General features: G+C 54.6%; 26 protein-coding genes. 18 read left to right on the top strand and 8 right to left on the bottom strand.

The window, feature by feature from the left end; genetic code table 11:
- From hslR to M8Q36_RS04115, 3 genes are read right to left on the bottom strand one after another with little or no spacing between them, the layout of a single operon-like run.
- Nucleotides 1-402, bottom strand: a complete 402-nt coding sequence (gene hslR, locus M8Q36_RS04125; RefSeq protein WP_249880088.1) for a ribosome-associated heat shock protein Hsp15 — start codon at nucleotides 400-402, stop codon at nucleotides 1-3.
- Nucleotides 402-1079, bottom strand: a complete 678-nt coding sequence (gene yrfG, locus M8Q36_RS04120) for a GMP/IMP nucleotidase (protein ID WP_086872853.1) — start codon at nucleotides 1077-1079, stop codon at nucleotides 402-404. The genes hslR and yrfG overlap by 1 nt, the downstream gene beginning before the upstream one ends.
- 60 nt (nucleotides 1080-1139) lie before the next feature.
- The gene (locus M8Q36_RS04115) at nucleotides 1140-3278 is read right to left on the bottom strand and encodes an intracellular growth attenuator family protein (RefSeq protein WP_249880087.1); all 2139 of its coding nucleotides are present in this window, start codon (nucleotides 3276-3278) and stop codon (nucleotides 1140-1142) included.
- Between the two features lie 316 nt (nucleotides 3279-3594).
- Here M8Q36_RS04115 and nudE point away from each other — a divergent pair, with 316 nt between their 5' ends.
- On the top strand, nucleotides 3595-4155 hold the full coding sequence (gene nudE, locus M8Q36_RS04110) for an ADP compounds hydrolase NudE (protein ID WP_020455546.1): 561 nt from the start codon (nucleotides 3595-3597) through the stop codon (nucleotides 4153-4155).
- Nucleotides 4156-4233: 78 nt separating this feature from the next.
- Here the strand turns inward: nudE and mrcA are convergent, their stop codons facing one another.
- The gene (gene mrcA / locus M8Q36_RS04105; protein ID WP_249880086.1) at nucleotides 4234-6786 is read right to left on the bottom strand and encodes a peptidoglycan glycosyltransferase/peptidoglycan DD-transpeptidase MrcA; all 2553 of its coding nucleotides are present in this window, start codon (nucleotides 6784-6786) and stop codon (nucleotides 4234-4236) included.
- Nucleotides 6787-6905: 119 nt separating this feature from the next.
- Here mrcA and M8Q36_RS04100 point away from each other — a divergent pair, with 119 nt between their 5' ends.
- From M8Q36_RS04100 to trpS, 12 genes are all read left to right on the top strand, one after another.
- Nucleotides 6906-7691: a pilus assembly protein PilM gene (locus M8Q36_RS04100; RefSeq protein ID WP_249880085.1), complete on the top strand. Its 786-nt coding sequence runs from the start codon at nucleotides 6906-6908 to the stop codon at nucleotides 7689-7691.
- Complete coding sequence (locus M8Q36_RS04095; RefSeq protein WP_249880084.1) at nucleotides 7691-8227, top strand: PilN domain-containing protein; 537 nt, start codon at nucleotides 7691-7693, stop codon at nucleotides 8225-8227. The genes M8Q36_RS04100 and M8Q36_RS04095 overlap by 1 nt, the downstream gene beginning before the upstream one ends.
- Entirely contained in the window at nucleotides 8211-8672 is a 462-nt protein-coding gene (locus M8Q36_RS04090; RefSeq protein WP_249880083.1) for a HofO family protein, read from the top strand. Before M8Q36_RS04095 ends, M8Q36_RS04090 begins: the two co-directional genes overlap by 17 nt.
- Nucleotides 8662-9009, top strand: coding sequence for a HofP DNA utilization family protein (locus M8Q36_RS04085; protein ID WP_249880082.1), 348 nt, complete (start codon nucleotides 8662-8664; stop codon nucleotides 9007-9009). The genes M8Q36_RS04090 and M8Q36_RS04085 overlap by 11 nt, the downstream gene beginning before the upstream one ends.
- Complete coding sequence (gene hofQ, locus M8Q36_RS04080; RefSeq protein ID WP_249880081.1) at nucleotides 8975-10210, top strand: DNA uptake porin HofQ; 1236 nt, start codon at nucleotides 8975-8977, stop codon at nucleotides 10208-10210. The genes M8Q36_RS04085 and hofQ overlap by 35 nt, the downstream gene beginning before the upstream one ends.
- A 287-nt stretch (nucleotides 10211-10497) precedes the next feature.
- A complete protein-coding gene (gene aroK, locus M8Q36_RS04075; protein WP_017459852.1) occupies nucleotides 10498-11019 on the top strand; it encodes a shikimate kinase AroK in 522 nt (173 codons plus the stop codon).
- A 55-nt stretch (nucleotides 11020-11074) separates the two neighbouring features.
- Nucleotides 11075-12163 carry a 3-dehydroquinate synthase gene (aroB, locus tag M8Q36_RS04070; RefSeq protein ID WP_249880080.1) on the top strand — a complete coding sequence of 363 codons (1089 nt, stop codon included), beginning with the start codon at nucleotides 11075-11077 and terminating at the stop codon, nucleotides 12161-12163.
- Between the two features lie 88 nt (nucleotides 12164-12251).
- The gene (damX, locus tag M8Q36_RS04065) at nucleotides 12252-13553 is read left to right on the top strand and encodes a cell division protein DamX (protein WP_249880079.1); all 1302 of its coding nucleotides are present in this window, start codon (nucleotides 12252-12254) and stop codon (nucleotides 13551-13553) included.
- A gap of 67 nt (nucleotides 13554-13620) precedes the next feature.
- Entirely contained in the window at nucleotides 13621-14442 is an 822-nt protein-coding gene (gene dam / locus M8Q36_RS04060; protein WP_017459855.1) for an adenine-specific DNA-methyltransferase, read from the top strand.
- A gap of 51 nt (nucleotides 14443-14493) precedes the next feature.
- Complete coding sequence (gene rpe / locus M8Q36_RS04055) at nucleotides 14494-15171, top strand: ribulose-phosphate 3-epimerase (protein WP_065369526.1); 678 nt, start codon at nucleotides 14494-14496, stop codon at nucleotides 15169-15171.
- Nucleotides 15164-15922 (top strand): phosphoglycolate phosphatase, encoded by a 759-nt coding sequence (gene gph, locus M8Q36_RS04050; RefSeq protein ID WP_249880078.1) that lies wholly within the window; start codon nucleotides 15164-15166, stop codon nucleotides 15920-15922. Before rpe ends, gph begins: the two co-directional genes overlap by 8 nt.
- Nucleotides 15915-16919 (top strand): tryptophan--tRNA ligase, encoded by a 1005-nt coding sequence (gene trpS, locus M8Q36_RS04045; RefSeq protein ID WP_020455534.1) that lies wholly within the window; start codon nucleotides 15915-15917, stop codon nucleotides 16917-16919. The genes gph and trpS overlap by 8 nt, the downstream gene beginning before the upstream one ends.
- 48 nt (nucleotides 16920-16967) lie before the next feature.
- Here the strand turns inward: trpS and cysG are convergent, their stop codons facing one another.
- The 4 genes from cysG to nirB all read right to left on the bottom strand — a co-directional run bounded on the left by cysG (nucleotide 16968) and on the right by nirB (nucleotide 22121).
- Entirely contained in the window at nucleotides 16968-18332 is a 1365-nt protein-coding gene (gene cysG / locus M8Q36_RS04040) for a siroheme synthase CysG (protein WP_249880077.1), read from the bottom strand.
- 17 nt (nucleotides 18333-18349) lie between these two features.
- Nucleotides 18350-19159, bottom strand: a complete 810-nt coding sequence (nirC, locus tag M8Q36_RS04035; protein ID WP_249880076.1) for a nitrite transporter NirC — start codon at nucleotides 19157-19159, stop codon at nucleotides 18350-18352.
- Between the two features lie 95 nt (nucleotides 19160-19254).
- Complete coding sequence (nirD, locus tag M8Q36_RS04030) at nucleotides 19255-19581, bottom strand: nitrite reductase small subunit NirD (RefSeq protein ID WP_020455530.1); 327 nt, start codon at nucleotides 19579-19581, stop codon at nucleotides 19255-19257.
- Nucleotides 19578-22121 carry a nitrite reductase large subunit NirB gene (nirB, locus tag M8Q36_RS04025; RefSeq protein WP_020455529.1) on the bottom strand — a complete coding sequence of 848 codons (2544 nt, stop codon included), beginning with the start codon at nucleotides 22119-22121 and terminating at the stop codon, nucleotides 19578-19580. Before nirB ends, nirD begins: the two co-directional genes overlap by 4 nt.
- Nucleotides 22122-22361: 240 nt before the next feature.
- Between nirB and M8Q36_RS04020 the strand changes: the two genes are divergently transcribed.
- The 5 genes from M8Q36_RS04020 (at nucleotide 22362) to pabA (ending at nucleotide 25841) form a co-directional block, all read left to right on the top strand.
- A complete protein-coding gene (locus M8Q36_RS04020; protein WP_249880075.1) occupies nucleotides 22362-23663 on the top strand; it encodes a cytosine deaminase in 1302 nt (433 codons plus the stop codon).
- Between the two features lie 143 nt (nucleotides 23664-23806).
- Nucleotides 23807-24379 carry a peptidylprolyl isomerase A gene (ppiA, locus tag M8Q36_RS04015; protein ID WP_017459864.1) on the top strand — a complete coding sequence of 191 codons (573 nt, stop codon included), beginning with the start codon at nucleotides 23807-23809 and terminating at the stop codon, nucleotides 24377-24379.
- A gap of 104 nt (nucleotides 24380-24483) precedes the next feature.
- The gene (ficA, locus tag M8Q36_RS04010) at nucleotides 24484-24654 is read left to right on the top strand and encodes a FicA/YhfG family antitoxin (RefSeq protein ID WP_017459865.1); all 171 of its coding nucleotides are present in this window, start codon (nucleotides 24484-24486) and stop codon (nucleotides 24652-24654) included.
- The gene (locus tag M8Q36_RS04005; RefSeq protein ID WP_249880074.1) at nucleotides 24644-25246 is read left to right on the top strand and encodes a putative adenosine monophosphate-protein transferase Fic; all 603 of its coding nucleotides are present in this window, start codon (nucleotides 24644-24646) and stop codon (nucleotides 25244-25246) included. The genes ficA and M8Q36_RS04005 overlap by 11 nt, the downstream gene beginning before the upstream one ends.
- 31 nt (nucleotides 25247-25277) lie before the next feature.
- Nucleotides 25278-25841 carry an aminodeoxychorismate synthase component 2 gene (gene pabA / locus M8Q36_RS04000; protein ID WP_020455525.1) on the top strand — a complete coding sequence of 188 codons (564 nt, stop codon included), beginning with the start codon at nucleotides 25278-25280 and terminating at the stop codon, nucleotides 25839-25841.
- The last annotated feature ends 7 nt before the right edge of the window (nucleotides 25842-25848 follow it).

Below are 25848 nucleotides of genomic sequence, written 5' to 3'. Positions count from 1 at the left end.
TTATTCGCTATCACCTAATTTAAATTTTATAAGATCGCGACGTTCTTTCTTATCCGGGCGGCGATCGGGGTGGGGCATGGTGAGCGCGTTAAGTTTGCGGGCCAGCGCCATTTTTTCGCGTTTCTCGATGCTTTCTGCCGTCTCTTCATACAGCTCAACCGCTTCATTTGCCGGTCGACGCTGCTCCGTAATGCCTTTAATAATGACGGTTCGTTCATCATTTCCCTGACGCAGCGTGAGCGTGGCGTTCAGCTCGACGATTTTACTCGGCTTGCTGCGTTGCCCGTTGTAATGCACTTTGCCGCCGTCAATCATTTCGCGGGCAAGGGCGCGGGTTTTATAAAAACGCGCGGCCCACAGCCACTTATCCAGACGAACTTCCTGCGCAGGCTGCTGTTTCATCACATCTCCTTGAGAAGTGAGGGGATCAAGCCGCGGTAGTCATTAGTGCCGGGATGGCGCAAATAATGTTTTTCCGCAAGCCCGGAATCCGGGTTGGTGACGCCCAGGCAATAGCGGATGCCAAATTTCGCCGCCGCATCAAGAATCGGTTCGCTGTCATCGATAAACAGCGTCCGTTCAGGATTGAGCCCGGTTTCATGCGCGACAGCCTGCCACAGGCGCTGATCCTCTTTCGGATAACCAAATGTATGGGTAGAAAGTAATAAATCAAGGTGCGACGCGAGACCCGTGTGCTCAAGTTTGACCGCCAGATTATGCGGGTGCGCATTGGTCAGCAAAATGCGGCGTTTACCGCTTTTTTGTAGCGCATCCAGAAACGGCACCGTATCTTCACGCAGCACCGCGCGCGGCCCCTGCTGGGTGGTCATAGCGCAAATATCCAGACCCAGGCGTTCGCTCCAGTAATCCAGACAGTACCAGTTTAGCGTATGCTGCACGGCGTGATACTCCTGACGGAGAACGTTCTGCGCTTCTTCCGGCGTTAAGCCTTGTTTGACGCCAAAGGTTTCCGGCACCAGTTTTTGCCAGAAGAAGTTATCAAACGCGAGATCGAGAAGCGTGCCGTCCATATCCAGCAAAACGGTATCGACGTCCTGCCATGCGATATCAAGGTGCATTAAAAACTCCAGCCAGAGAAAACGTGCGCGACAGGTTAACACAGCTCGCACGACAGATCGTTAGCTGCTGAGGCTGTCCTGGGTGGGCAGAAACTGGGGGTTCAGACAGCTTGCATAATACTGCTGAATCTCTTCGATACGTGTGCGGTTGCGCTGGTAACGCCGCAGCGCCAGCACACCGTTGTAGAGGCTGCAAATCACCATTGCGACCAGCAGAAGTGTGGTTCCCGCATAACGCCACAGGCCGCTGGCATCTGGCATGCGATGCAGGCTGATGTGTTTGGTGCCGTTTGCATCGGTATAGATACTGGTAATGATCCCTTCCGCGCGAAACGGCGTCTGCATCAGCATTTGCGCCAGCCGCTGGAATTCATTCCATTGTTCCTGTGCCGGGTAGTCATACAGCGCAATTGGCGGCCAGGGTTGATCAACCAGTTCGCTACCTTCTTCACTGCTAATCACAAAACCGCCCGGTGCCGGGCTGTTCAGCGCCTGCGCCGCACGGGTGGTTTCCCGCATAATGAACGGCGCGGTGGACGTAGTAACCAAATTATCCAGCGACTCGGCGCTTACCGGGCGCAGCAATACGTTCACGCCGGTGAGTTTCCCGTCGCTGGCGCGTTTGGTTAGTGTCTCCCAGTCTTTACTGTTTCCGAGGTTGACCAGCGCGTTTTTCAACCGCAGACATTCATCTTCGGCAGCGCACAAATCCTGCGTTTTCAGTACGATATCTGCAAAGTCATCCAGCAGTACCATGCCGGATTTCTGAATGGCTGAGCGCAGCACCGGGCTCACGCGGGAGTCTTCTTCGGTAGTGGGATGAAGCTGGCGGCTGACCGCCTGAGCAAGCGCGGTGGCTTTGTTCACAATATCGGATTCTGGCAACGGCAGGGGCGGGGCGTTGTTCCAGATAATTTGCGAGCAGTCGAACGGCGTAAACGGTGACGTCTGGCGCGAGGTCCAGTTGTTTTGCATGTGGATATTACACATGCCGGTGCCGCTGATGCGCAGCGTGTCACCAATCCGCAACCCGGCGGCTTCGAGCTGATTCACGCTGCTGGCTTCAACGGTCTGCGCGCCTTTAATCCACGACACGGTAAATTTGATCGGCATATCCAGCGGCACCCAAATCAACAACATCGCCAGCACCACCAGCGAACCGATGGAAATGACGGCGCTGCGCACCCAGTGCTGCAGCGGGAAATTTTTCACTTCATCGTGCAGGGAGAGAAAACGTCCCTGGCGCACAACGTGGCGATCAAGGTAGATATCAATGTCGGTTTGCTGGCCCAAATCCTGTGTGACGAAGGGCTGCCAGTGACGCGGATAAATCAGGTCGATAATACCTAACGAGATATTATTCATTTGCTCCTGATTATTCTCACCGAACAGCCCCCAGCGCTTTGGCGTGCCACGCAGACAATGAATCTCCCGCAGCGTGTTTTTAGCCGGTGGCGCATATAACCCCCAGAGCCCGGCGGCAAGCAGCATCACGCCACCGCCCGCCAGCCACGGGATAAAGACATCGGGCGAGGCCAGACAGAAGAAAAACAATAGAAACGAGACCGAGATCAGCAGCGCTTCGCGCATGCCGTCCGGGCGGCTTAATGCGTACTCTTCCGGGGTTTCCCGGCGAATATTGAGCAGCTCAATTTGTTCACTCTCTTCGCCACGGATCGCGGATTGGCTCGACGAGACGCGTTCCAGTTCACCGCCGCGCTCTTCGCTCATGTATTCGCTAAGCGTATGCCCGTTAAGCGAAATAACCAGCGGCATGGAGTCGGTGCGGATCAGTTCAACATTGTTCTCGTCGGTAATGTACTGCTCCCAGGACGGGGGCAAATGGACTTCGACGGAATCAAGGTAGTAGCGCCATTTATTCGGGGCGTCAGTGGTGATGCCATAGCGGGTGATCGAGTGCGTGACATACAGCACCGTGTTGCTATGCGCGGTAAGATTGATCGAAACAGGGGCGGCTGTCGCGCCCGTCGGGGCGAGATTGTTTTGCGTACGGGAAAGCGTTTCCAGATAGCGTTCCGCCGTTTCACGCTCTTCAGGGGTTAATTTACGGGTCGTCGCGCCGGTGAAAGCCTGTAAATACGGCAGTCGATACCGACGTTGCGACCTGAACCTGAAAATCCATCCGGCGAGGAATGCGCAGGCCAGCATAGCAGCGAAAAAAATCAAAATGGTGCTCATGCTTTCCCCATCTTACTTTTTCTAACAGGTGTAGTCAGTTGCACCCTTCCCGTAACAATCTAATGTGGTTGGCCTTTTAAGCAAGCAATTAACTTGAGTATTTTTAAGCGCATACCAATGTCAAAGAGAATAGCAAAACCACCCTAACGGGAATATCAGCAAATTCTTAGTTTTATTTCAAGCTATTGACTTTTGGGTTAAATTGGGAATTGATTTCGAAGAGGTTGCAGGAATGTAAATTAGCGGCAAAGTACATTGCCCAAACAGTGCGTAGTGTCGCACAATAACGAAAGTTTCTCTGCAAAGACCGATAATAATGAGCGAATCATTGCAAAAACCCACCATTCTTAACGTAGAAACGGTCGCCTCTTCACGACTTTTTAACGTAGAACGTGTGGATCTGGAATTCAGTAACGGCGTGCGCCGTGTTTATGAACGTATGCGCCCCTCTACGCACGAAGCCGTGATGATTGTGCCAATTGTTGACGATCACCTGATCCTGATCCGCGAATATGCGGTTGGCACTGAATCCTACGAACTGGGGTTTTCCAAGGGTCTTATCGATCCGGGTGAGAGTATATACGAAGCGGCGAACCGTGAACTAAAAGAAGAAGTCGGATTTGGCGCAAAAGAGCTTACTTTTCTGAAAAAACTCAGTATGGCGCCTTCTTACTTCTCCAGCAAAATGAACATTATCGTGGCAGAAGATCTCTATCCGGAGTCGCTGCCGGGTGATGAACCAGAACCGCTACCGCAGGTACGCTGGCCGCTGAAGCATTTGATGGACCTGCTGGAAGATCCTGATTTCAACGAAGCCCGCAATGTCAGCGCGCTGTTTTTGGTTCGCGAATGGCTAAAAGGACAGGGGCGACTCTGAACGCACAAAATAATAAATGAAAAGGGCGCATTTGCGCCCTTTTTGCTGTCTGTCAGCCGGGACTAGCCCGGCGCAGAGTTAAAAGAGTTCGTGAGACTCGCCGTTATCCATTAACGTGGTGCCCACTTCATGGACGGCTTGCTGCGTTGGCTGCGTGCCTTCAATAAAGTATTCCTGGCGGCTGCTACCACCGTTCGCCAGTTGGCCGGTGCTGCGGTCGATATTCACCGTCACTATGCCTGGCGGCGGGGTTAATGGCTCTTCAGGAACCCCATCCAGCACGACTTTCATATACGCATCCCAGGCAGGTTGTGCGCTTTTCGCGCCGCCTTCGTAGCCGGAAATCTGATCTTTAATCGCGCCGGATGCGGTTGTACGCCCCAAATCCCTACGATGATCGTCAAAGCCGATCCAAACGGAGGTCACCACACCTGGTCCATAGCCCGAGAACCAGGCATCTTTCGAACTGTTCGTGGTCCCGGTTTTACCGCCAATATCATTGCGTTTGAGATCACGACCTGCGCGCCAGCCTGTGCCCTGCCAGCCTGGCTCGCCAAAGATGTTACTGTTCAGCGCGCTTTTGATCAAAAACGACAGCGGGGTGCTAATAACGTGTGGCGCGTACTCTTCGGCGCCGCTTCTTTGCACCAGCGCCTGGTTGGCCTGCTCAAGCTGCGGCTGCGGTACGGCTGCGTTCTGCTGCTCTTGTGAGGTGGCGACGTTTTCCATGTCTTTGTTTTCCAGCACGTTCGATTTCGGCGTATCGCCGTAAATCACCGGAATATCACAATCGGCACAGGCGATTTTCGGACGTACTTCAAACAGCACGTTGCCCTGATCGTTTTCGATTTTGGTAATGAAATACGGATCGATCAGGAAACCACCGTTCGCCATCACCGAATAACCGCGGGCAACCTGCATTGGCGTAAAGGAAGCAGAGCCCAGTGCCAGCGATTCGGTATGCACAATGTTTTGCGCCGGGAAGCCGAAACGCTGCAGATATTCCGCCGCGTAATCCACGCCCATTGCGCGCATTGCACGCACCATCACCACGTTTTTCGACTGCCCCAAACCCTGACGTAAACGAATCGGACCGGCATACTCATCCGGCGAGTTTTTCGGTCGCCAGTCGGAACCTGCGCCTGCATCCCAGCGGGAAATTGGTGCATCATTCAGAATGCTCGCCAGCGTCAGGCCTTTATCCATTGCCGCGGTGTAAAGGAACGGCTTGATGTTAGAACCTACCTGGCGCAGCGCCTGTGTCGCGCGGTTAAACTTGCTTTGGTTAAAATCGAAGCCGCCAACCAGCGCCAATACGGCGCCATTACGCGGGTTGATGGAAACCAGCGCGGAGTTAACATCTGGCACCTGCGCCAGCCACCAGGCATCGTCCACCTGGCGAACCCAAATCTGCTGTCCGGCCTGCACCACGTCAGTAACTTTGCGTGGCGTTGCGCCTTGTTGCGTGTCGGAACGATACGGACGCGCCCAGCGCATACCTTCCATGCGCAAAGAGACCGAGGTGCCATCTGCCATCATCGCCGTTGCTTCTTGCGGATTGGCGCTGGTCACCACTGCTGCCGAGAGTGGGCCATAAGACGGCAGCGTTTTCAGGGAGTCGATGATTTTTTTACTGTCCCACGCCGCTTCGCCCACTTTCCACAACACATTCGACGGGCCGCGATAACCGTGGCGCATGTCGTAATCCATCACGTTATTACGCACGGCGGTCTGCGCGGCCTGCTGCACTTTACGGGTAATGGTGGTGTAAACGCGGTAGCCATCTTCGTAGGCTTTATCGCCATAGCGATTGACCAAATCCTGGCGCACCATTTCGGAAAGGTAAGGCGCGGAAAAAGCGATTTCCGGCGCATGGTAATTGGCATCGATAGCTTCACCACGCGCTTGATCATACTGCTGCTCGGTGATGTAGCCTTCGCTCTCCATACGTGCCAGCACCACATTACGGCGCGCGGTAGCGCGATCAAGTGAATAGAGCGGGTTAAACGTAGACGGTGCTTTTGGCAAACCGGCAATCACCGCCATTTCACTCAGCGTTAACTGATCGACCGTTTTCCCAAAGTAGACCTGCGCCGCGGCACCCACGCCGTACGCGCGATAACCGAGGTAGATCTTATTGAGATAAAGCTCAAGGATCTCATCTTTGCTCAGCAATTGTTCAATGCGGATCGCCAGGAACACCTCTTTAAGCTTACGCATCAGCGTGCGTTCCGGGCTTAAGAAAAAGTTACGTGCCAGCTGTTGGGTAATCGTACTTGCGCCCTGCGACGCGCGTCCGGAAAACATCGCCACGCTGGCGGCGCGGAAAATCCCCACCGGGTCGACACCGTGATGTTCATAAAAACGGCTGTCTTCCGTGGCGATAAACGCTTTAACCATTACAGGCGGGATTTGATTCAGCGTCAGCGGAATACGGCGTTTTTCGCCATATTGCGCGATCAATTCGCCGTCAGCGCTGTAGACCTGCATCGGAATTTGTAGCCGCACATCTTTCAGCGTGGCGACGTCAGGTAGCTGTGGCTCAATATATTTGTACAGACCGTAAATCGAGCCTGCTCCCAGCAGAATGCAACATACTGCAAGGATGAATAAATACTTTACGAACTTCACTGGAGATTTCCCATTTAGAGTCATTTGGGCAGTTTATAAACAACCGCGCGGTAGTATAAAGGCAAGCCTGATGCATTGATATAGCGTCATCCAGCGAGACGATAAGGAGATCGGGAATTATGGCATTCAGGCACTGGCAAATTGGTTTGCATATTCAACAAGATGGCATCTTCATTGTCGCCCTTGCCGCCGGGCGTCGCGGCCAGGCGCTGCGCCGTTGGTGGCACCTTCCGCTATCCCCTGGCGTCGTGGTGCAGGGGCGAATAAAAGCGCCAGAAGAACTGCTCAATGTTTTGCGGCCCTGGCGGCAAACCCTACCGCAACGCCATTGCGTACGCATGGCATTTCCCGCCGGGCAAACCCTGCAAAAAAAACTGCCGCGACCGGCAATCACGCTGCGCGAACCAGCTTTAACCAGCTGGGTTTCGCAGGCAATGGCGCGTGAACTGGAGATGGCAGAAAACGATCTCTGTTTCGATTTCACCGAAGATGAGCCCGGCAAAGCGTACGGCGTTACTGCTGCGCAAAATAAAGATGTGGCGTCGCTGCTGGAGATAGCGCAGACATTATCCCTCCATCTTTCCTCTATTACGCCGGACGCCAGTGCGCTGCAGCCATTGTTACCCTGGCTTACACCACCGGCTCGTTGCATTGCATGGTGTGATGAGCGCCAGTGGCTATGGGCTACGAGAGAGAGCTGGGGGCGACGAGCGCGGGAAGAAGCCGAAAATGCTACCCAGCTTGCCGCCGTGCTTGGGCTACCCGCAGATGAAATCGCACAGTGCGGCGAGATGCCCGGTGGATTTGACTGCTGGAGCGCTGTTCCGTCGCGCCAGCCACCTTTACCCGATGCCGGAGAACGCTACGCGATAGCGCTGGGGCTGGCTGTTGCCAGGGGATACTGATGCAGCCCGTCGTGAATTTTCTCCCCTGGCGGCGTCAAAAGCGGTTGCGCTGCATTCGTCTGTGGGGCGCGGTTGTCATCGCAACAGCGTTGCTGATTGTGCTGGGCGGCACATTATGGCGGGCACTTGCTGCGGTTGATCTGCGTCAGGCTACGCTGTGGCAGCAATCTGATGCCGCCTTACTCGCCGGGTTGCACGCCGCCGAGCAGCCGTTGCAGCGTCGTCGCCAGCGCTGGCAGCAGGAGCAGGCGCAGCGATTACGGCTTCAGCGTACCCAGGCGTGGCGGCAGACGTTGCTTACCCTCGCGGAAAATCTGCCTCCCAACGCCTGGTTTACTGCTCTGCGCTGGCAGCAAAACCAGCTTGAAATCACTGGCCTGGCCGGCTCTTTTAACGCATTAAGCGAGCTTGAGCAAGGGTTGCAGAAAACGACAGGATTTCAGTTGCAACCCGCAGGCACCGTAGAGCGTGATGCGCAAGGGCGCTGGCAATTCCACTACCAACTGAACCGGGAGCGTGATGATGCTCAACCCTGATGTTTGGTTTGCTTTGTCATTACGAACGCGCGTGCTTTGTTGGCTACTCAGTTCACTTTGCGCGCTGGCACTTTTATGGTGGCTGGCGATATCTCCGGTCAAAGAGACGGAGATGCGGCTGGTTGATCAACAACAGCAACAAAACATGAAGCTGCGCGCGCAGTGGCAAAAGTTACTTGCGCTGGTGCCGCCGTCAGAATCTGTGACCTTGCCGCGGCGTCGTGCATTTAGCCCGCTCGATTTTCAGTCACAGGGGCGCCAGCTTGCACGCTGGCAGCCTGCTCAGGGGGGCGGAGAGTTAGTGCTTGCGACCAGCTGGGAAGGCGCGGTTGAAACGTTTTCACTGCTAACGGCGAGCGACATGCAGGTTCCTGCGTTTTCATTAATGGCCAGTGAAGGCGCGCTGAATTTTACGCTGCGAGTGGAGCAGGACAATGCGAATTAGACGTTTGTTGCTGGCCGCGCTGCTCCCTCTGCTTCTGTGCGGCATGCGCGATCCTTTTCAACCACCGCCAGATACATGCCAAACCGCGCAACTTGGCAACTGGCATTTTCACGGCGCAGTGACGGGCGAGCAATCGACAGGGATCGTGCGCGATGATACCGGGCGCTGGTATCGCCTTATTACCGGCGAAACACTGCCCACCGGATGGCGCGTTGTCGCTATCCACCAGGATGAAATGCTGATTGAGGTTGGCGAAGAGTGCACTCCAGCGCAATGGCGCTGGCAACGAGAAGGAACTCAACATGCGAAAATGGATAGCGAGCGCGATGCTCTTTAGCCTGCCGCTTGCGGGCGCGCAGACATCACGTGTCGTCACAATGACCGTCGACGACGTGCCTGTCACCCAGGTATTGCAGGCGCTGGTTGCGCTGGAGAAGCAGAACATGGTGATTTCACCTGAGGTCAGCGGCACGGTGTCGCTGAACCTCAAAGATGTTCCCTGGCAGCAGGCGCTACAAACCGTTGCTGCCAGTGCCGGATTAACGTTATACCAGCAGGGCAATATCTGGCAGGTCCATACTGCGGCATGGCGGCAGCAAAAGCAGACGGAGCAGGAGGCCGCTCTGCGCCAGCGCAAGCAGAACATACCCTTGCAAACACGCAGTTTTGTGTTGCGCTATGCCGACGCGGTAGAGCTGGCAAAAGCCGGGGAAAAACTGCTCAGCCCACAAGGCGCGATGACGGTTGATGTGCGGCTTAACCGGTTACTGGTGCGTGACAATAAAGAAGGGCTCGCCGCACTGGAAAAATGGGTCGCGCAGATGGATTTACCGGTCGAGCAGGTAGAGCTGGCGGCTTATATCGTCACCATCAATGAAAAAAGCCTGCGCGAGCTGGGGGTGAAATGGGGGCTGGCACAGGATAAACCTGCGGCTCGTGGGCAACTTAGCGGTGTTTCTGCCGATCTCTCAGTTCAGGATGCCAGTACGCGCGTCAGCTTTAATATCGGCAGTATCAACGCCCAACTGCTGGAGCTGGAATTGTCAGCGCTTGAGCAAAAACAGCAACTTGAAATTATCGCCAGCCCGCGCCTGTTGGCGTCTCACCGCCAGCCAGCGAGTATCAAGCAAGGGAGCGAAATACCTTATCAGGTTGCCAGCGGCGATAGCGGTAGCACGGCGGTGGAATTTAAAGAAGCGGTGTTGGGAATGGAAGTCACGCCGACGGTGCTGCCCGATAATCGTGTACGGCTGAAGTTGCGCATTAGCCAAAATATGCCGGGCCAGGTGTTACAGCAGGCAGGGGGTGAGGCGATGGCGATTGACAAGCAGGAGATTGAAACGCAGGTAGAAGTAAAAAGCGGCGATACGCTGGCGCTTGGTGGGATCTTCTCACAAAAGAACTCCGCCGACAGGGCGCAGGTTCCGGGTTTAGGTTCGATTCCAGGCATCGGTAGGTTATTTCGCCAGGACGCGAAAGATAATGAGCGGCGCGAGCTGGTGGTGTTTATTACGCCCAGGTTGGCGGCGGTACATTAAATCTGCCGTAACTCCCCCTTTTTCAATGGAACTTGGTTCATGTGTTTGACGTGAGACATGATTTAGCTTACAAGGAGTACCGATTTGAGCGTCAGTGGTCTCCGTCGAACAATGAGCAGCATGAAGGATTGCGTGTTTATTCAGTTGCCAAACAAGCCGGAGTACTGAGATAATTTTCGATCTGACTCTCGCACTATCGCATATGAGGTTTCAGTTCATGTCCTGCTACGCCGAGTCTTTGCGAAGCGGGTTTATCATCAACGAATAGTCTTAGTAGTACCGAAAAAATGGCAGAGAAACGCAATATCTTTCTGGTTGGGCCTATGGGTGCCGGCAAAAGCACTATTGGGCGTCAGTTAGCTCAACAACTCAATATGGAATTTTACGATTCTGATCAAGAGATTGAGAAACGAACCGGAGCTGATGTGGGCTGGGTCTTCGATGTTGAAGGTGAAGAAGGCTTCCGCGATCGCGAAGAAAAAATCATCAATGAGCTGACGGAAAAACAAGGCATCGTACTGGCGACCGGTGGTGGCTCTGTGAAGTCTCGCGAGACCCGTAATCGTCTCTCCGCCCGTGGCGTAGTGGTTTATCTGGAAACCACTATCGAAAAGCAATTAGCTCGCACTCAACGTGACAAAAAACGCCCGCTTTTGCAGGTGGATACGCCGCCGCGCGAAGTGCTGGAAGCGTTGGCCGACGAACGTAATCCGTTGTATGAAGAGATTGCCGACGTGACCATTCGCACCGACGATCAGAGTGCTAAAGTGGTGGCAAACCAGATTATTCATATGCTGGAAAGCAACTAATTCTGGCTTAATTCACACGCCTGCGGGTTTTAGCAACTAAGGTGGATGTCGCGTCATGGAGAGGATCACAGTCACTCTCGGGGAACGTAGTTACCCTATCACCATCGCGGCTGGTCTGTTTAACGATCCAGCTTCCTTCTCGCCCCTGAAGTCTGGTGATCAGGTTATGCTGGTCACCAATGAAACACTGGCTCCGCTCTATCTTGATAAAGTCCGCCATGTTCTTGAACAGGCTGGCGTGAAAGTGGATAGCGTGATTCTGCCGGATGGCGAGCAGTACAAAAGCCTTGCGGTGATGGACACGGTCTTTACCGCATTGTTGCAAAAACCCCATGGGCGCGATACCACACTGGTCGCGCTGGGCGGTGGAGTGGTGGGCGATTTGACCGGCTTCGCGGCTGCCAGCTATCAGCGCGGTGTGCGCTTTATTCAAGTGCCGACCACGCTCCTTTCTCAGGTTGATTCCTCTGTTGGCGGTAAAACAGCGGTGAACCACCCCCTCGGCAAAAACATGATCGGCGCGTTTTATCAGCCTGCATCGGTGGTTGTCGATCTTGATTGTCTGGCTACGCTTCCTGCCCGCGAATTGTCCTCCGGCCTCGCGGAAGTGATCAAATACGGCATTATTCTCGACGGCGAGTTCTTTACCTGGCTGGAACAGAACATGGATGCGTTGCTGCGCCTTGATGGTCCGGCGATGGCGTACTGTATTCGCCGTTGTTGTGAGCTGAAAGCAGAAGTTGTTGCCGCCGATGAGCGGGAAACAGGCTTACGTGCTTTACTGAATCTGGGGCATACCTTCGGCCACGCTATTGAGGCGGAAATGGGCTACGGGAACTGGTTACACGGTGAAGCTGTCGCGGCAGGTATGGTGATGGCGGCGCATGCATCTGAACGTCTTGGCCAGTTCAGTAAAGCGGATACGCAGCGTATAAAAGCGCTGCTGAAACGCGCAGGTTTGCCGGTACAAGGCCCGCAGGAGATGTCTGCGCAGGCTTATTTACCGCACATGATGCGCGATAAAAAAGTGCTGGCGGGAGAGATGCGTTTAGTGCTCCCGTTGGCAATAGGGAAGAGTGAAGTTCGCGGCGGAGTGCCGCACGACGTAGTACTTGGCGCTATTGCTGATTGCCAGCAGGCGTAACTATTAGAAAGGTCTGGTCACGCACCGCGTGGCGTTTAACTTCGGGCGGGATGCATGATGTGGCATACGCCTTTGTGTGGGGTGTTAAATGGATGAATTCAAACCAGAAGACGAGCTGAAACCCGATCCCAGCGATCGTCGTACTGGTCGTTCTCGCCAATCTTCCGAGCGTGTAGATGAACCGCAAATCAACTTTGATGATGTTGATGTCGATGCGGACGAACGCCGCCCTTCTCGCAGCCGCCGGGCGCGTGATGAGCGTGAAGAAGAGAGCTATGAAGAAGATGAAGAAGCGTTTGACGAGGAGCGCGAAGAGCGCCGTCCGCGTAAACGTAAGAAAGCGGCAGCCGCGAAACCCGCTTCCCGTCAGTATGTGATGATGGGCGTCGGCATTCTGGTTCTGCTTCTGTTAATCATCGGCATCGGTTCTGCGCTGAAATCCCCCGCACCGACAACGAGCAATGAACAAAACGCGCCGGCGGAGAAAAGCATCGATCTCTCTGCAGGCAATAACAACGCCGGCAATACCGGTGCTGCAGATCAGGCGAATGGCGCGCAGCCAGCACCTGCTCAGCAACCCACTTCAGGCAATGCGCCTGCGCAGCAGGATGTCTCGCTGCCGCCAATTTCTTCTACGCCATCACAAGCTGAAACTCCTGCCGCGCCTGCGGGTCAGCAGCGTGTTGAAGTGCAGGGCGATCTGAACAACGCACTGACTCAGCCACAAAACCAGTCTCAGTTGGATAGCGCGGTAAATTCGACGTTGCCAACCGAGCCTGCAACAGTTGCGCCGGTACGTAACGGCAACGGTGCTGCTGCGCGTCAGCAACAATCTGCTACAGCTGAAAGCCATACCGCTGCGCCGCGTACCGAACGCAAACAGATGGTGATCGAGCCGAAGGCGGTGGCTAAAGAGTCCGTATCGAAAGCGGAACCGAAAGCCGAATCCAAAGCTGTCGCTCAGCCGCCGAAACGCACTGAAACCGCCTCTACCGCGCCGGTAAAAGCGCCTGCGGTAACGTCGTCACCTGTGCAAACTCAGCCCAAAGCCGTGACTGCACCTGCAGCCAGCGCCGCGCCTGCAGCAAGCGCTGCTGCCGCCACCGGGAATGTTGGAGCGTTAAAATCTGCGCCGGGTAACCACTACACGCTGCAGTTGAGCAGTTCCTCGAACTCTAACAACCTGAATGCATGGGCGAAGAAAGAGAATCTGAAAAACTTCGTGGTTTACCAGACAACGCGTAACGGCCAGCCGTGGTACGTGCTGGTGAGTGGTGTGTACGCATCTAAAGACGATGCGAAACGCGCTGTTGCGGCGTTGCCGGCAGACGTACAGGCGAAAAATCCCTGGGCCAAACCGATACATCAGGTTCAGGCCGATCTGAAGTAATGTATAAAGCGCAGGATGCTGTCGGAGCTTTCTCCACAGCCGGAGAGAGTGTAAGTAATCAGTCAGCATGAAAAAGAATCGCGCTTTTTTGAAATGGGCAGGGGGGAAATACCCCCTGCTGGACGATATCGGAAGGCATCTGCCGCAGGGTGAATGCCTTATCGAGCCGTTCGTCGGCGCGGGTTCGGTGTTTCTCAACACGTCGTTCTCCCGCTATATCCTCGCTGATATCAACAGCGATTTGATTAGCCTCTATAACATCGTTAAAGACCAGCCTGACGAGTATGTGCGCCAGGCGCGGGCGCTGTTCGCGCCTGAGACCAATCAGTCTGTGGTTTATTACCAGCTGCGCGAAGAGTTTAACCAGTGCCAGGAGCCCTTCCGGCGCGCGCTGCTATTTTTATACCTCAATCGCCATGGCTACAACGGTCTGTGCCGCTATAATTTGCGCGGTGAATTCAACGTGCCGTTCGGGCGTTATAAGAAACCCTATTTCCCGGAAGCGGAGTTGTATCACTTCGCCGAAAAAGCGCAGAATGCCTTTTTTTACTGCGAGTCTTACGCAGATAGCATGGCGCGCGCGGACGAGAACTCCGTGGTCTACTGCGATCCGCCTTACGCCCCGCTGTCGGCGACGGCCAATTTTACGGCGTATCACACCAACAGTTTCAGTCTTGAGCAGCAGGCGCATTTGGCGGCGATTGCCGAAAGCCTGGTGCAAAACCGGATCCCGGTATTGATTTCCAACCACGACACGCTATTAACGCGTGAGTGGTACAGTCAGGCAAAATTGCACGTGGTAAAAGTGCGGCGCAGTATCAGCAGTAACGGTGGTACACGTAAAAAGGTGGATGAGCTGCTGGCACTCTATCGCCCGGCTCCGCGATAATTCGCATTCACCGCGCTGCCTGCCGAACCCTACTTTCTCAAGGAGATGCGGATGAAACAGTATTTGATTGCCCCTTCGATTCTGTCGGCTGATTTTGCACGCCTCGGCGAAGATACCGCCGCCGTACTGGCTGCAGGTGGTGACGTGGTGCATTTCGACGTGATGGATAACCATTACGTGCCGAATTTGACCATTGGCCCGATGGTGCTCAAAGCGCTGCGCAATTATGGCATCACCGCGCCTATTGATGTTCACCTGATGGTGAAACCGGTTGATCGGCTGATCCCGGACTTCGCCGCCGCTGGCGCAAGCATTATCACCTTTCATCCCGAAGCGTCCGAACACGTCGATCGCTCCCTGCAGCTCATCAAAGAGCACGGTTGTAAAGCGGGACTGGTATTTAACCCGGCAACACCGCTCAGCTACCTGGACTACGTGATGGATAAACTGGACGTGATCCTGCTGATGTCGGTAAACCCCGGTTTTGGCGGTCAGTCTTTTATTCCGCACACGCTGGATAAGCTGCGTGAAGTGCGTCGCCGCATTGATGCCTCAGGCTTTGATATCCGTCTCGAAGTCGACGGCGGTGTGAAGGTGAGCAACATCGGCGACATCGCCGCAGCGGGCGCAGATATGTTTGTCGCAGGCTCGGCAATTTTCGATAAACCCGATTACAAACAGGTTATTGATGAAATGCGTAGTGAACTGGCAAAGGTAAGTCATGAATAAAATGCAGTCGATTCAGGGAATTGCTTTTGATCTCGACGGTACGCTGGTGGATAGCGCACCGGGTCTGACCGCCGCGGTGGACAGCGCGCTGTATGCTCTTGAGTTACCGCAGGCGGGCGAAGCGCGTGTGGTGACCTGGATTGGTAACGGCGCGGATGTGTTGATGGAGCGAGCGTTTAACTGGGCTCGCCAGGAGCGCACCAGCCAGCGCGTGGCGCAAGGCAAGCCGGATGTGGGTCATGATATTCCACAAGAAGAGCAGATACGCATGCTGCGTAAGTTGTTCAACCGTTATTACGAAGAGACGGTGGAAGAGGGCAGTTTTCTCTTCCCGGACGTGGCACAAACGCTGGCAGCTCTGCATGCTAAAGGCTTGCCACTGGCACTGGTGACCAATAAGCCGACGCCGTTCGTGGCACCGCTGCTGGAGGCGCTGGGTATTGCGCAATATTTCACCTTTGTGGTCGGCGGCGATGATGTGGTAAACAAAAAGCCGCACCCGGAACCGTTGCTTCTGGTGTGCAAAAAGCTCAATATTCAACCTCATGAATTGCTCTTCGTTGGTGATTCGCGCAATGACATCCTGGCGGCAAAAGCGGCTGGAAGCGTCTGTGTCGGTATGACTTACGGTTATAACTACGGCGAAGCGATTACCGCCAGCGAGCCGGATTACGTGTTCGATCACTTCAAAGATTTACTGCCCGCACTCGGGCTTTCGCACAGTGAAAATCAGGAAACGAAAAATGACTAAGCCCATCGTCTTTAGTGGCGCACAGCCCTCAGGTGAATTAACCATTGGCAACTATATGGGTGCGCTGCGTCAGTGGGTGAACATGCAGGACGACTATCACTGTATCTACTGCATCGTTGACCAGCACGCGATTACCGTGCGCCAGGATCCGCTAGCGCTGCGTAAGGCGACGCTGGACACGCTGGCACTTTACCTGGCGTGCGGCATCGATCCGCAAAAAAGCACCATCTTCGTTCAGTCCCATGTGCCGGAACATGCGCAGCTCGGCTGGGCGCTGAACTGCTACACCTATTTCGGTGAACTGAGTCGCATGACTCAGTTCAAAGACAAATCCGCACGCTATGCGGAAAACATTAACGCCGGCCTGTTTGATTACCCGGTGCTGATGGCGGCGGACATCCTGCTATATCAAACCAATCAGGTACCGGTGGGTGAAGACCAGAAACAGCATCTGGAACTGAGCCGCGATATCGCCCAGCGTTTCAACGCGATTTATGGCGATATCTTCAAAGTGCCTGAGCCGTTTATTCCAAAATCTGGCGCGCGCGTGATGTCACTGCTGGAGCCGACCAAGAAGATGTCCAAATCAGATGATAACCGCAACAACGTTATCGGCCTGCTGGAAGATCCGAAATCGGTAGTGAAGAAAATCAAACGTGCGGTGACCGATTCCGACGAGCCGCCAGTGGTACGTTACGACATCGCCAACAAAGCGGGCGTTTCCAACCTGCTGGATATTCTCTCTGCCGTAACCGGCCAGAGTATTGCGGAGCTGGAACAGCACTTTGAAGGCAAAATGTACGGTCATCTGAAAGGGGAAGTGGCGGATGCCGTTTCCGGCATGTTGACCGAGCTGCAAGAGCGTTATCATCGCTATCGCAATGATGAAGCCTTCCTGCAACAGGTGATGAAAGACGGCGCGGAAAAAGCCAGCGCGCGGGCATCGGAAACCCTGAAGAAAGTCTACGAAGCGATTGGTTTCGTTGCTAAACCGTAATCGTTGGCATCATTAAAAAGGGCAGGTTTATCTGCCCTTTTTCTGTTTTTAAAACCATTTAAGCTTATCGCGCAGTCCCACCACGCGACCAACGATGATCAGCGCCGGGCTTTGCACCTGCTGTGCCAGTTCGCCCAGTTGCGTCAAATCACCACTCACGACTTTCTGTTGTACCGAGGTGCCGTTTTCCACCAGCGCCACCGGCATATCTGTCTGCATTCCATGCTCTATTAATTGCGCCTGAATCGTCGCCGCCTGATTCAGCCCCATATAGAACACCAGCGTTTGCTTTTCCGCAGCCAGATTGGCCCAATCCATCTCGCCACCGGTTTTCAGGTGCCCCGTTACCAGCCGCACGCTTTGTGCGTAATCGCGGTGGGTTAACGGAATGCCGGAGTAGGCCGAACAGCCGGATGCCGCCGTAATGCCTGGCACCACCGAAAAAGGGATACCCGCGTGGCAGAGCGTTTCCAGCTCTTCGCCGCCGCGACCGAAAATAAACGGGTCGCCGCCTTTGAGCCGGACAACGCGTTTACCGCTTTGCGCTTCGCGCAGCAGGATCTGATTGATCTCCTCCTGCGGTACACAGTGATAGCCCGCGCGTTTGCCAACAAACACCCGGTCAGCGTCGCGGCGCACCAGGTTCATGATCTCATCGGAAACCAGCCGGTCATACACCACTACATCGGCTTGCTGGATCTGCTGCAAACCTTTTAAGGTCAGCAGCCCGGCGTCGCCAGGCCCCGCGCCAACCAGTACCACTTCGCCACGGTTATCCAGCGGCTCGGTCAGCAACTGTTCGGTGATTTTATCCACTGAGCTGGTGTCCTGGTTCGCCAGGGATTGCGCCAGTCGGTCGTTGACGAACAATTTTTCCCAGAAGCGGCGACGCTCGCTCATGGTGGCGAACTGTTTCTTGACCCGGCTGCGTAGTTTGCCTGCGTAATGGGCGACGTGACCCAGATGCTGCGGCAACAGCGATTCGAGTTTTTCACGCAGCAAACGCGCCAGCACTGGCGATGTGCCGCCGGAAGAGACCGCCACCATCAACGGCGAGCGGTCAATGATTGACGGCATGATAAAGCTCGCCTGTTTGGGCGCATCGACAACGTTACAGAAGATACGGCGCTGCTCTGCGGCGTCGCTGACGCGCTGATTCACCGCTTCGTCATCCGTTGCGGCAATCGCCAGCCAACACGCGTCTAACAACGTTTCGCTAAATCCACCTTCAACCAGCGTCAACATGCCTTCTTCGGCCCAGACGGTGAACTGAGGAACAAACGTGAGCGCGTTAACGGTAAGCCGTGCACCCGCATCCATTAACAGCCGGGCTTTACGTTCTGCGACATCGCCTCCACCGACAAGCAGGCACTGGCGATCGCGTAGCTGGCAAAAAATTGGCAAATGGTCCACGACATTACCTCAACATTTTAGTTATTCGCTGTAGCCTGGCTTGCCACGCGGGTGACCGCAGAAGGACGCTCAGATTTCGGCGTAGCATACCAGTAACCTAACCCCATAAATACCGCACCAGAGAGAGTATTGCCAAGCGTTACCCACAGCAGGTTATGACCGATACCGGAGAGGGTATACGCCTCGCTGTGATGACCAAACCAGGAGAGGGCAAAGAGCGTCATATTGGCGATGGAGTGTTCGTAACCCGAGGCGATAAACGCCAGCAGACACCACCAGATAGCGAGAAACTTCGCCGCGCCTTCGGTACGGATTGCCATCCAGATAGCCAGGCACACCAGCCAGTTACACAGCGCGCCCTTAAAGAACAGCACCGTTGCTGGCGCACTGGTTTTCGCCAGCGCTACCGCATGCACCAGACTCGTATCCACCGGTAACAAACTGCCGCCGCCCCAGCTGTACAGCAGCGCGACGAACACTGAGCCGAGCAAATTACCCAACCAGGTTTGCGGCAAAATAGCGCACATTTGCCCGTGGCTGATGGTGCCCGCTTTGACGCCCAGCGTCAGAAACATGGTGTGACCGGTAAATAACTCAGAACCGGCGATAATCACCAGCGTTAAGGCGATACCGAACGTCGCGCCCATCACCAGCGGGCGCAATGTTGGATCAAGCAGGTTACCAAGGGTAAAAATCAGGATGATGCCAAGCCCAACATAAGCGCCCGCCATGGCAGAGCTTATCCAGAAACCCAGCGGATTTTGTGCAGAGAGGCGAGCGATACGCGCAGCGTTAGCCGCGCACTTATTAATAGTGTCGGTAAACATGATGTTGATTATCCAAAGTTAAAAGAAAATGTTTAAAAGGAAAAAATGAAAACGAAAAAGTGAAACAGCGGGAGCATTGCGCCCCCGCAGGGGTATTACGCTTTAATCTGTACTTCGCCGTCTTTCACGCGCGCATCGAAATGCGCGACAGAGCGGCTTTCATCTTCCATACATACGCCGTCGCGCAGGCGGAAACGCTGTTTTTTCAGCGGGCTGGCAACCCACAACTCGCCCTGATGTTCAGCGATAAGGCCGCGAGAGAGCACGCTGGACTCAAAAAACGGGTCGATATTGCTGATGGCATACACTTGATCATCATGGCGCGGGCGGAAAATCGCGACTTGCTGACCTTTCACCAACGCACACACACCGGTCGCCGGAATGATGTCGTCGATTTTGCAGACGGTGTTCCACTGGCTCATGCGTTATCCTCCACTAACACCACCGGAATTCGTTCATACGGGGTTGCCGGGCGATGTTGCTGACGCTCTGGCACTACCTGCACGTTCGGATCGCGGCGGTCGCTGTTGATAAAGTGTTTGAAGCGAAGCTGCGCAGAAGGCGTGTTCACCGTTTCAGTCCACTCGCAGACTACCGCTTCACGCAGGCGGGTCATCTCTTCTTCAAGCTGCGCGTCAAAGCCCAGCTTGTCATCGATAATCACGCTCTTCAGATATTCGATGCCGCCTTCCATGCTGTCGAGCCAGGAGGCGGTACGCGTCAGTTTGTCGGCGGTACGGATGTAGAACATCATAAAGCGGTCAAGATAGTGCAGCAGGGTTTCGCGATCGAGATCCGCCGCCAGCAGATCTGCGTGGCGCGGTTTCATGCCGCCGTTACCGCACACATACAGGTTCCAGCCTTTTTCCGTGGCGATGATCCCCACATCTTTACCCTGTGCTTCGGCACATTCACGGGTACAGCCTGAGACGCCGAATTTCATTTTGTGCGGGGTACGAATCCCTTTGTAGCGGTTTTCCAGCTCAACGCCGAAGCCCACACTGTCACCCACACCGTAACGGCACCAGGTCGAACCGACACAGGTTTTCGCCATACGTAGTGCTTTGGCGTAGGCGTGCCCGGTTTCAAAGCCCGCGTTAATCAACTGACGCCAGATTTCCGGCAGATCGTCTTTTTGCGCGCCGAACAGGCCGATACGCTGAGAACCGGTGATTTTGGTGTAGAGATTGAATTCACGGGCGATACGGCCCACTTCCATCAGCCCTTCCGGGGTGATTTCGCCGCCTGCGGAGCGCGGGATCACAGAATAGGTGCCATCTTTCTGGATGTTGGCGAGGAAGTTGTCGTTGGTATCCTGCAACGGTGTGTGCTGCGGTTTCAGGATGTACTCATTCCAGCAGGAAGCCAGCAGTGAACCGATGGTCGGTTTACACACTTCGCAACCATAACCTTTGCCATATTTTGCCAGCAGTTCGTCGAAGGATTTGATGCCTTCCACGCGGATCAGGTGGTACAGCTCCTGGCGTGAGTAAGCAAAGTGCTCACACAGATTATTGGTTACTTCGATACCCTGTTTCGCCAGTTCGGCGTTCAGCACCTGGGTTACCAGTGGGATACAACCGCCGCAGCCCGTACCGGCTTTGGTTTCTGCTTTCAGTGCGGCAACGGTGTGACAGCCTTTGTTAATCGCGGCAATCAGGTCGCCTTTGGTGACGTCGAAGCAGGAGCAGATCTGCGCGCTGTCCGGCAGCTTATCCACGCCGATAGAGGGTTTACCGCCTGCCGCATGGGCCGGCAGGATCAATGCGTCCGGGTTTTCCGGCAGTTCGATAGCGTTCAGCACCAGTTGCAGCAGGTTGCCGAAATCGCTGGTGTCGCCAACCAGTACCGCGCCGAGCAGAGTTTTGTTATCCGGGCTGACAATCAGGCGCTTGTAAACTTCTTTGCTTTCGTCGAGATAGACATAGCTGCGTGCGCCTGGCGTGCGGCCATGTGCGTCGCCGATACCACCAACGTCGACGCCGAGCAGTTTCAGTTTGGCGCTGAGGTCTGCACCTTCAAAGGCGTTGGCGGTGCCGAGGATATGATCCACTGCCACCTGCGCCATTTTGTAACCTGGCGCGACCAGACCGTATACGCGGTTGTTCCAGCTGGCGCATTCGCCGATGGCATAGATATTCGGATCCGAGGTCTGGCAGCTATCGTTGATCACGATACCGCCGCGCTGCGCCACTTCCAGGCCGCACTGGGTCGCCAGTTTGTCGCGCGGGCGAATACCGGTGGAGAAGACGATAAAGTCGACTTCCAGTGCGCTACCATCAGCAAAATGCATGGTTTTACGCGCTTCGGTGCCTTCCTGCACAATCTCTTTAGTATTTTTGCTGGTGTGCACGCGCACACCCATGCTTTCAATTTTGCGCTTCAGTTGCTCGCCGCCCATCTGGTCGAGCTGTTCTGCCATCAGCATTGGCGCAAATTCAATGACGTGGGTTTCCACGCCTAAGTTTTTCAGCGCTCCGGCTGCTTCCAGACCGAGCAAACCGCCCCCGACGACCGCGCCGCGGCGGCTGCGACGGGCGCAGGATTCAATGGCGTTCAAATCTTCAATGGTGCGATAAACGAAGCAGTCTTGTGTTTCGGAACCTTTGATCGGCGGGATCCACGGATAGGAACCGGTAGCCATGATCAATTTGTCGTAATAAACCGTACGTCCGGCGCTGGAGTGGATCACTTTTTCCTGACGGTTGATGGTGATAGCGCGCTCGCCGACCAGCACTTTTACGCCGTGTTTCTCGTAAAAGCCTTCGCGTACCAGCGACAGCTCTTCAGCCGTATGGTGGGAAAAATAGGAAGAGAGGTGGACGCGGTCGTAGGCTTTACGCGGCTCCTCACAGAAGACGGTAATATCGAACTGGCTGGCGTCGGCTTTATCGAGGAGATCCTCAATAAAACGGTGACCGACCATGCCGTTACCGATAATAGCGAGTTTGACTTTGCTCATTTTTGCCTCGATTTCTTTTCTACTACCACCTACCTTAACGATTCAGCTACCCAGCTTATTGATGTACATCAAATACACCTTCACATACCACTTAATGGGTAGATATTTGATTTTTATTGGTTTTTATAAGTCGCGGATATCACTGGTTTTTATGGTTTGCGGAATTTGTGTACAAAAAAAGAGGGTTTTTGCACGCACGTCTGATACAAATTATCTGAGGGAAACTGAGGGAGTCACACTATGTCGGCAGCACCGATTTGGTTAGTTCAGAATGTGCATTTACCCGATCGCGAAGGGTTATGGCAAATCGCGATTGAGAATGGTCGCTTCGGTGAAATCACCCCGATGAATGATACACACAGCGACAGCCTGGAAGTGCTAAATGCGCACGGTGGGCTGGCGTTGCCGCCGTTTGTCGAACCGCATATTCACCTGGATACCACGCAAACTGCCGGAGAGCCGAACTGGAACCTATCCGGCACGCTGTTTGAAGGCATTGAGCGCTGGGCGGAACGCAAAGCGCTGCTGAGCCATCAGGATGTTAAAGCGCGTGCCTGGCAAACATTGAAGTGGCAAATGGCCAACGGCGTGCAGCATGTACGTACCCATGTTGATGTTTCCGATCCCAGCCTGACAGCGCTGAAAGCCATGCTGGAAGTAAAAGTCGAGGTCGCGCCGTGGATTGATCTGCAAATCGTCGCTTTCCCGCAGGAAGGGATCCTCTCCTATCCCAACGGCGCTGCATTGCTGGAAGAGGCGCTCCAGCTTGGCGCGGATGTGGTTGGCGCGATCCCACACTTTGAATTTACCCGCGAATATGGTGTTGAATCGCTGCACATAGCTTTCGCACTGGCGCAAAAATATGACCGTCCGTTGGATATTCACTGTGATGAAATTGACGACGAGCAGTCGCGCTTTGTCGAAACCGTTGCCGCGCTGGCGCTGAAGATGGGCATGGGCCCGCGCGTCACCGCCAGCCATACCACGGCGATGCACTCTTACAACGGTGCATATACTTCGCGACTATTCCGTCTGTTAAAGCTTTCTGGCATTAACTTTGTTGCTAACCCGCTGGTAAATATCCACTTGCAGGGGCGCTTTGACGATTATCCCAAGCGCCGGGGAATTACGCGGGTGAAAGAGCTCCTCGCGGCGGGAATAAATGTCTGTTTTGGCCATGACGATGTGTTTGATCCCTGGTATCCGCTTGGCACCGGCAACATGTTGCAGGTGCTGCATATGGGGCTGCACGTTTGCCAGTTGATGGGCTACCAACAAATTAATGATGGGCTGCGTCTTATCACGCATAACAGCGCCAGAACGTTTGGCTTAACGCAGTACGGTCTTGAAACGGGGAACCCGGCGAATATGGTCATTTTGCCCGTTGAAAGCGGTTTTGATGCAGTACGCTGCCAGTCGCCGGTACGCTGGTCGATTCGACAAGGGCGGATCATTGCCAGCACGCAACCTGCGCAAAGCTGGATTCAGATGGATAACGGTGGTGAAGCGGTGCTTTTTAGCCGTTATCGTTCAGGTATGTAGCCTTCGTGAAGCGGGTTGTGAGCGGTCTGGCGTTACATCTGTTACTAAATACGTAAAATTAAGTAAAAGGCTAGCCTGCTGGCTGACTGCTCTTTAGAATCAAGCCACTCGCTTTCTTTACTGCTCTTCGTTAAGGAAACCTTATGGTTAAATCGACTCTGGCGGCTGTTGCGGCTGTGTTTGCCCTTTCTGCTTTCTCTTCTGCTGCGCTGGCGGCAAAAGGCGATCCTCATGTTCTGCTCACCACTTCCGCCGGTAACATTGAACTGGAGCTGAACAACCAGAAAGCCCCTGTGTCGGTGAAAAACTTCCTTGATTACGTAAATAACGGTTTCTATAACAACACCACGTTTCATCGTGTGATCCCGGGATTTATGGTGCAGGGCGGTGGTTTCAACGAACAGATGCAGCAAAAGCAGCCTAACCCGCCTATCAAAAACGAGGCTGACAATGGCTTGCGTAACACGCGTGGCACCATTTCGATGGCGCGTACCGCCGATAAAGACAGCGCAACCAGCCAGTTCTTTATCAACGTTGCTGACAACGCGTTCCTCGATCATGGCCAGCGCGACTTTGGTTATGCGGTGTTTGGTAAAGTGGTGAAAGGTATGGATGTCGCCGACAAAATCTCCCAGGTACCGACGCACGACGTTGGGCCTTACCAGAATGTCCCGTCAAAGCCGGTCGTTATCCTCTCCGCGAAAGTGCTGCCGTAAGTTTCCCCGCACGGGGTATTCACCCCGTGCTTCCTGAGCTTCCCTGCGTAACCTGTCATTTCTGCTTATAATTTGGGCACCGACATGTGAAACAGGGAGGCGCTATGGCCAAAAAACTCACCGACCGGCAAAAATCCCGTCTCTGGGAACAGCAGCGCAATGCCAATTTTCAGGCCAGCCGGCGGCTGGAAAATGTCGACAGCGAACTGGTGACGCTAAGTAGCGCAGAAGCCGATGCGCGCCTTGAAGAACTGCGGAGGCACTATGAGCGATAAATTCGGCGACGGGCGCGATCCGTACCTCTATCCTGGCCTGAATGTGATGCGCAATGAGCTGGGGCTTCGCCAGGCGCAGAAACTGGAGCAGGCGGCTTATCAGTTCACCGCCTTACGCGCCGCCACACTGGATCTTGGCCCGATGGTGCGCGGTCTTCCTCATTTATGCGCCATTCACCACCATCTTTATCAGGATGTGTTCGACTGGGCCGGGCAGATCCGTGAAGTGGATATTTACGAAGGCGATACCCGGTTTTGCCACTTCGAGTATATCGAAAAAGAGGGCAATGCCTTGATGCAGCAACTGGAAGATGAAGAGTGGCTGTGCGGGCTGGAAAAAGCAGCGTTTATTGAGCGGCTGGCGCACTACTACTGTGAAATCAACGTGCTGCACCCGTTTCGCCTTGGCAACGGCATCGCTCAGCGCATCTTCTTTGAACAACTGGCGCTGCACGCGGGTTTTTCGCTCGACTGGCGTGGCATCGATCCTGATGCGTGGCGTGAGGCAAACCAGGCAGGCGCAATGGGCGACTTAGCGCCGCTTTGCACCATCTTCAGCAAAGTGGTGAGCGAAGCGGTCGAAAGCGAGTAAACTAGCGCGGTTTCCGACACCAGAGGCCGCTATGATCCTGCTTATCGACAATTACGACTCCTTTACCTGGAACCTGTATCAATATTTTTGTGAGCTGGGGGCAAGCGTAGAGGTGCGGCGTAACGATGAGATCGCGCTTGCGGATATTGCCGCGCTGGCACCGGAAAAGATCGTGATTTCGCCCGGACCCTGTACCCCGGATGAGTCCGGCGTTTCACTGGCGGTTATCCGCCATTACGCTGGAAAATTGCCGATTCTTGGCGTTTGTCTTGGTCATCAGGCGATTGCGCAGGTCTTTGGCGCGACTATCGTTCGTGCGGCAAAAGTGATGCACGGTAAGACATCGCCTGTCACCCACAACGGCACTGGCGTATTTAGCGGGCTTAATAATCCGTTAACCGTCACCCGTTACCATTCCCTGGTTATCGATCCGCCTACGTTACCGGCATGCTTTGAGATTACCGCCTGGAGCGATAGCGGCGAGATCATGGGCATTCGCCACCTGGAGTGGGATCTGGAAGGGGTGCAATTTCACCCGGAAAGTATCCTGAGCGAGCAGGGACACCAGTTATTGAAAAACTTCCTCGAACGCTGATTTGTGG

It is taken from the genome of Kosakonia sp. R1.Fl (genome assembly GCF_023516815.1).
Lineage (GTDB): Bacteria > Pseudomonadota > Gammaproteobacteria > Enterobacterales > Enterobacteriaceae > Kosakonia.
This window is presented reverse-complemented; position numbering and strand designations above follow the sequence as displayed.

What these genes read in the sequence shown, in the direction of transcription:
- hslR (WP_249880088.1), bottom strand. Translation starts at nt 402, where the DNA reads ATGAAACAGCAGCCTGCGCAGGAAGTTCGTCTGGATAAGTGGCTGTGG.
- yrfG (WP_086872853.1), bottom strand. Translation starts at nt 1,079, where the DNA reads ATGCACCTTGATATCGCATGGCAGGACGTCGATACCGTTTTGCTGGAT.
- M8Q36_RS04115 (WP_249880087.1), bottom strand. Translation starts at nt 3,278, where the DNA reads ATGAGCACCATTTTGATTTTTTTCGCTGCTATGCTGGCCTGCGCATTC.
- nudE (WP_020455546.1), top strand. Translation starts at nt 3,595, where the DNA reads ATGAGCGAATCATTGCAAAAACCCACCATTCTTAACGTAGAAACGGTC.
- M8Q36_RS04100 (WP_249880085.1), top strand. Translation starts at nt 6,906, where the DNA reads ATGGCATTCAGGCACTGGCAAATTGGTTTGCATATTCAACAAGATGGC.
- M8Q36_RS04095 (WP_249880084.1), top strand. Translation starts at nt 7,691, where the DNA reads ATGCAGCCCGTCGTGAATTTTCTCCCCTGGCGGCGTCAAAAGCGGTTG.
- M8Q36_RS04090 (WP_249880083.1), top strand. Translation starts at nt 8,211, where the DNA reads ATGATGCTCAACCCTGATGTTTGGTTTGCTTTGTCATTACGAACGCGC.
- M8Q36_RS04085 (WP_249880082.1), top strand. Translation starts at nt 8,662, where the DNA reads ATGCGAATTAGACGTTTGTTGCTGGCCGCGCTGCTCCCTCTGCTTCTG.
- hofQ (WP_249880081.1), top strand. Translation starts at nt 8,975, where the DNA reads ATGCGAAAATGGATAGCGAGCGCGATGCTCTTTAGCCTGCCGCTTGCG.
- aroK (WP_017459852.1), top strand. Translation starts at nt 10,498, where the DNA reads ATGGCAGAGAAACGCAATATCTTTCTGGTTGGGCCTATGGGTGCCGGC.
- aroB (WP_249880080.1), top strand. Translation starts at nt 11,075, where the DNA reads ATGGAGAGGATCACAGTCACTCTCGGGGAACGTAGTTACCCTATCACC.
- damX (WP_249880079.1), top strand. Translation starts at nt 12,252, where the DNA reads ATGGATGAATTCAAACCAGAAGACGAGCTGAAACCCGATCCCAGCGAT.
- dam (WP_017459855.1), top strand. Translation starts at nt 13,621, where the DNA reads ATGAAAAAGAATCGCGCTTTTTTGAAATGGGCAGGGGGGAAATACCCC.
- rpe (WP_065369526.1), top strand. Translation starts at nt 14,494, where the DNA reads ATGAAACAGTATTTGATTGCCCCTTCGATTCTGTCGGCTGATTTTGCA.
- gph (WP_249880078.1), top strand. Translation starts at nt 15,164, where the DNA reads ATGAATAAAATGCAGTCGATTCAGGGAATTGCTTTTGATCTCGACGGT.
- trpS (WP_020455534.1), top strand. Translation starts at nt 15,915, where the DNA reads ATGACTAAGCCCATCGTCTTTAGTGGCGCACAGCCCTCAGGTGAATTA.
- nirC (WP_249880076.1), bottom strand. Translation starts at nt 19,159, where the DNA reads ATGTTTACCGACACTATTAATAAGTGCGCGGCTAACGCTGCGCGTATC.
- nirD (WP_020455530.1), bottom strand. Translation starts at nt 19,581, where the DNA reads ATGAGCCAGTGGAACACCGTCTGCAAAATCGACGACATCATTCCGGCG.
- nirB (WP_020455529.1), bottom strand. Translation starts at nt 22,121, where the DNA reads ATGAGCAAAGTCAAACTCGCTATTATCGGTAACGGCATGGTCGGTCAC.
- M8Q36_RS04020 (WP_249880075.1), top strand. Translation starts at nt 22,362, where the DNA reads ATGTCGGCAGCACCGATTTGGTTAGTTCAGAATGTGCATTTACCCGAT.
- ppiA (WP_017459864.1), top strand. Translation starts at nt 23,807, where the DNA reads ATGGTTAAATCGACTCTGGCGGCTGTTGCGGCTGTGTTTGCCCTTTCT.
- ficA (WP_017459865.1), top strand. Translation starts at nt 24,484, where the DNA reads ATGGCCAAAAAACTCACCGACCGGCAAAAATCCCGTCTCTGGGAACAG.
- M8Q36_RS04005 (WP_249880074.1), top strand. Translation starts at nt 24,644, where the DNA reads ATGAGCGATAAATTCGGCGACGGGCGCGATCCGTACCTCTATCCTGGC.
- pabA (WP_020455525.1), top strand. Translation starts at nt 25,278, where the DNA reads ATGATCCTGCTTATCGACAATTACGACTCCTTTACCTGGAACCTGTAT.